Here is a 4,057-nt window from a genome sequence, read left to right as displayed (position 1 = left end):
GTCCGGAAGCCTTGCCTGCAAGGCTTCCACCAGGCGCTCGATTGCATCCCGTCCGGCGACCGAGTCATTCGGGTCGATGTAGACGCATTCGTCGCTGAAGACATCGTCGATCAGCCGTCGGCGTTTGCCGGCATCTCGCTCGTTCCAGACGGCAATGTAGTTCTGGACGAGATTTGTCACTCGTTCGCTCATTGGATTTTCTCCTCCACATGGCAATGCGTGCCGTTTACGACAGGGTATCGCTAACCATCGTGTCCAGGCTGCTCGCGGCGACGCCCAACAGTTTCTCGGTATCGCCGGCGTCGAGCAGAAGCGGCTTCTCGAACAGATAAGACATCTCGATCCCTTCGCTGAAGCCGATGCCTTCCAGATCGGCCGAGGTGAGGCGAAGCAGGTCCGGAACGTCGATCTTCAGCGCGACCGCAAATCTGCGCACCAGTTCGCGCACGGACGCGGACTGCGACGGCACGTGAAAGGCGCGGCCCCATTTTCCGGTAAAGCGCGACGCAGCGATCAGCGTCCTCGCCGTGTCCTTGGTGAAAGACCAGGCATGCGCCACATCGGGATCGCCGAGGAACGCGACCGGCTCGTTCTTGAGCAGCGACGGCAGTGCCAGCAGCGAGAAATACGCGACCGCGCCCTTGCCGAGATAGTCGCTTGCGCGGACCTCGAGCGCGGGAACGTTCGATCGCAGCGCACGCTGCCACATGATGTGCCGGGTCGTGCCCTTCCGGGTGGTCGGGTCCGGCTCCACGTCCGCAGTGAGAGGGCTCACGGCCGCCGCGCCATAGCCATAGACATTCCCGACCACGAGTAGCCTCGCACCAACCTGCTCGGCCGCCTTGACCGTTCCGTCCATGATCGGAAAGAAGTCGGTCGGCCATCTGTGATAGGCGGCCATGGCGCACATGAAGATCGCATCGGCGCCCTTGGCCAATCCGGCGAGCTGCGCGGCGTCGGTGGCATCCGACGAAACCGTGCGCACATCGCCGGCATCGAGCGACCCGGCATTCCTGCTCGTCAGGATGACGCTGTGTCCCTGCTCTGCCAGGAGGCGAGCCGTCTCGCGTCCAACGGGACCGGCTCCGACAATCACGTAATGACTCACTTTGCATCCTCATTTGTCACGAAACGACAGATGAGTTCTTTGGCGCCGGAGCCGTTGAAAATCGCGCACGATGCGCCAAATATCGAGCACGTTCCGCCAAGATCTGGAGCCTGGCCCATGTATGCGAGACCGCGTTCGGCGCCAACATCGGCCGGCACCGCCGCCGCGGCCATGCGAACCGAGCCTCACTCCGTTGCGCTCGAGCCGATCCGCGATCACCGGATCGTCATCCACCTCAGCCCTGCGACGCGCTCATTCTGTCTTGAGACCGGGGATCAGTTTCTGCGTCAGGCCGGCGATATCGACGTGATTCCGAGCGGCGCCTTGGGCGGCTTTGTGGCGGAGACGCCCTACCAGTCGCTTCAGATCCGACTCGCGCCGAGCATGCTGGACCACGCAGCGTCCAGGGCGCGACAATTGGCATCCGCCCGACTGACGCACCATCATATGCTGCGGAATGACCGCATCGTTCTGCTTGGACAGGCTCTCGAAAGCGACGTGAAAGCGGGCTCGCCGAACGGCCCGTTGTTTGCCGAGAACGTGGGAATGGCCCTGGCGGTCGAATTGCTGAACCTGGCGAATGATCCGCCGGCCCAGGCCATCCGCCTGTCGAACGCGCAGCTCCAGAGAGTCCTGGCCTATATCGATTCAAATCTCGACCAGTCGCTCACCATCGACATTCTCAGCCGCGAGGCCGGTGTCAGCAGCTCGCATCTACGGGCATGGTTCAAGGCGGCGATGGGCGTCACGGTCCATCGCTACGTTCTGAGGAGGCGGGTGGAGCACGCGCAGCAGCTGATGCTTCAAGGCAATCGCAAGCTCAGCGAAATTGCCCTTGAAGCGGGCTTTTCCCATCAATCTCACCTCGCCAAATGGATGCGTCGCGAGCTCGGACGCAGTCCCAGTCAGCTGCGCCGCGGCACGATGCCGACGAGCTGATCCGCCGCTGCCAGCGCCTCTCCGTGATAAGGCAGTTGGCGTGACCCATTGCCGTGCGTTGGCTCAATAGCGGCCGGCGCCGATTTCCAGTATGATCCTGCCTGCCATTGGCTCTCCGAGCACGACACGGCGTGCCCCCGATGAAGCTTCTCCTATCAATCGCGACTTCGACTGCACGCCGCTCCAGACCAGCGCGAAAAAGACCTCCAGGGACCGCGCAACGGCCCCTGGACAGCGAAAGCGCATTTGGAAGACAGCAATGGAGAAGAAACATGACACGTACGTGTGCGAGAAGAATTGCACTAGCAGTCTCGACCTTCGCCTGCGCGGCGTTGTTCTCCTTCACCTGGACTGAGGAGCACGGTGTCTCGATGTCGGTCGACAGTGCACAGGCGCGGGTCGGTCGCCCGCTGACTCCCGTGAGCGTTGCGGGCGTGGCACGTCGACAGACGCGGCGCGCAGTCTACGGTGCCGCCGCAGTCGGGGCAGGCGCCGCAGCAATTGGCACAACCGCCGCGATTGCCGCGACCTCACCTGGATGGGGGGCCGGTACGGGCTATTATGCGGGTGGCGGTCCTTACGCGGCTTACGGCTACTCCGCGGAGGACTGGCGGAAGCGAAACGGCATGGTCTGCACACCCGGTACTCTGACCAAGATGGACGACGGCCGCATGTATCGCTGCCAGTGATGGCACAAACGCATCAGCGGGAGGCGGCTTTCGAGCCGTCTCCTGCATCTTGCACCCTTGCCAGAAGACGCGCGCCCCGCAACAGCGGGCAAGCCGTTCCTGCAATTCCTCTGCTGCCTTGATCCAGATCAAGCCGGGAGCAACCGACAGAAGAATGCTGATCACTCGGCTTTAGCCCGAGGGAGGTTGCCATGAAGCTGATCGACACCAAGCGAATGCTACTTGTTGCAGCCGTTCTCGGCTGTGGAATTTTCGGCTCGATCAATTGGTCACACGACGACGGCATCACGGTCGTCGTTCAAGCCGCTGAAGCCAGGGTCGGACGACCGGCGACCCCGGCAAGCGTCGCCGGCGTCGCGCGTCGCACCACGCGGCGCGCCGTCGTCGGGGGAGCGGCCGTGGGTGCGGCAGCGGCCAGCACGGCATGCGTCCGCGTCTATGTGAACGGCGCCTACGTGTGCCGGTGATGCATTCGCGCCGGCGAATTCAAATCGCCGGCGCGCAGCATCGATTGCCGGTTAGACCCCCGCCATCATCACGTATTTGATCTCGACATATTCTTCCATGCCGTGACGCGAGCCCTCGCGCCCCAGGCCGCTTTCCTTGACGCCGCCGAAGGGCGCGACTTCCGTGGTGATGAGGCCGGTGTTGACGCCGACCATGCCGGACTCCAGCGCTTCGGCGACGCGCCAGACGCGGCCGAGATCGCGAGAGTAGAAGTAGGAGGCCAGACCAAACGGCGAGGCGTTGCACATCGCGATGACGTCGGCCTCGTCCTTGAAGCGGATCACCGGCGCGAGCGGGCCGAAGGTTTCCTCCTGCGCCACCAGCGAGTCCGGCTTGACGTCGGCGAGCACCGTGGGCTCGAAGAAGGAGCGTCCGAGCTCGCTACGCTTGCCGCCGGTGACGACCTTGGCGCCGCGCTTCACGGCGTCGGCAATGTGGCGCTCGACCTTGTCGACCGCCTTCAGGTTGATCAGCGGGCCCTGCGTCACGCCGCTCTCGGTGCCGTCGCCGATCTTCATCGCCGCGACCTTCTTCGACAGCTTCTGCACGAACTCGTCGTAGATCTTGTCCTGGGCGTAGAGGCGGTTGGCGCAGACGCAGGTCTGGCCCATGTTGCGGTATTTCGAGACGATGGCGCCTTCGACCGCCGCATCGATATCGGCGTCGTCGAACACCACGAAGGGGGCGTTGCCACCGAGCTCGAGGCCGAGCCGCTTCACGCCGACGGAGGCCTGCTGGTAGAGAATCTTGCCGACGGCGGTCGAGCCGGTGAAGCCGACGAAGCGGACCGCAGGATGCTCGCACAGCACCTTGC

The 4,057-nt window shown here is 63.7% G+C and carries 5 protein-coding genes and 1 pseudogene; 3 read left to right on the top strand and 3 right to left on the bottom strand.

Annotated elements, in window-relative coordinates:
• Both AC1D00_RS30355 and AC1D00_RS30350 read right to left on the bottom strand, forming a co-directional pair.
• Positions 1-192: nuclear transport factor 2 family protein (locus tag AC1D00_RS30355; protein ID WP_477013200.1), on the bottom strand; the 192-nt coding region annotated here is incomplete at its 3' end.
• Positions 193-226: 34 nt separating this feature from the next.
• On the bottom strand, positions 227-1,108 hold the full coding sequence (locus tag AC1D00_RS30350; protein ID WP_477013199.1) for an NAD(P)H-binding protein: 882 nt from the start codon (positions 1,106-1,108) through the stop codon (positions 227-229).
• A 30-nt stretch (positions 1,109-1,138) separates the two neighbouring features.
• Between AC1D00_RS30350 and AC1D00_RS30345 the strand changes: the two genes are divergently transcribed.
• From AC1D00_RS30345 to AC1D00_RS30335, 3 genes and pseudogenes are all read left to right on the top strand, one after another.
• Positions 1,139-2,047, top strand: coding sequence for a helix-turn-helix transcriptional regulator (locus AC1D00_RS30345; RefSeq protein WP_477013198.1), 909 nt, complete (start codon positions 1,139-1,141; stop codon positions 2,045-2,047).
• Between the two features lie 272 nt (positions 2,048-2,319).
• A pseudogene (locus AC1D00_RS30340) lies at positions 2,320-2,509 on the top strand (hypothetical protein); the annotation flags it as partial.
• A 418-nt stretch (positions 2,510-2,927) separates the two neighbouring features.
• Complete coding sequence (locus tag AC1D00_RS30335; protein ID WP_135175135.1) at positions 2,928-3,203, top strand: hypothetical protein; 276 nt, start codon at positions 2,928-2,930, stop codon at positions 3,201-3,203.
• Positions 3,204-3,254: 51 nt separating this feature from the next.
• Here AC1D00_RS30335 and AC1D00_RS30330 read toward each other — a convergent pair.
• The coding region (locus AC1D00_RS30330) for an aldehyde dehydrogenase family protein (RefSeq protein WP_477013197.1) at positions 3,255-4,057 on the bottom strand (803 nt) is incomplete at its 5' end.

The sequence above is a fragment of the Bradyrhizobium sp. P2_E8 genome (assembly GCF_056403875.1).
This window is presented reverse-complemented; position numbering and strand designations above follow the sequence as displayed.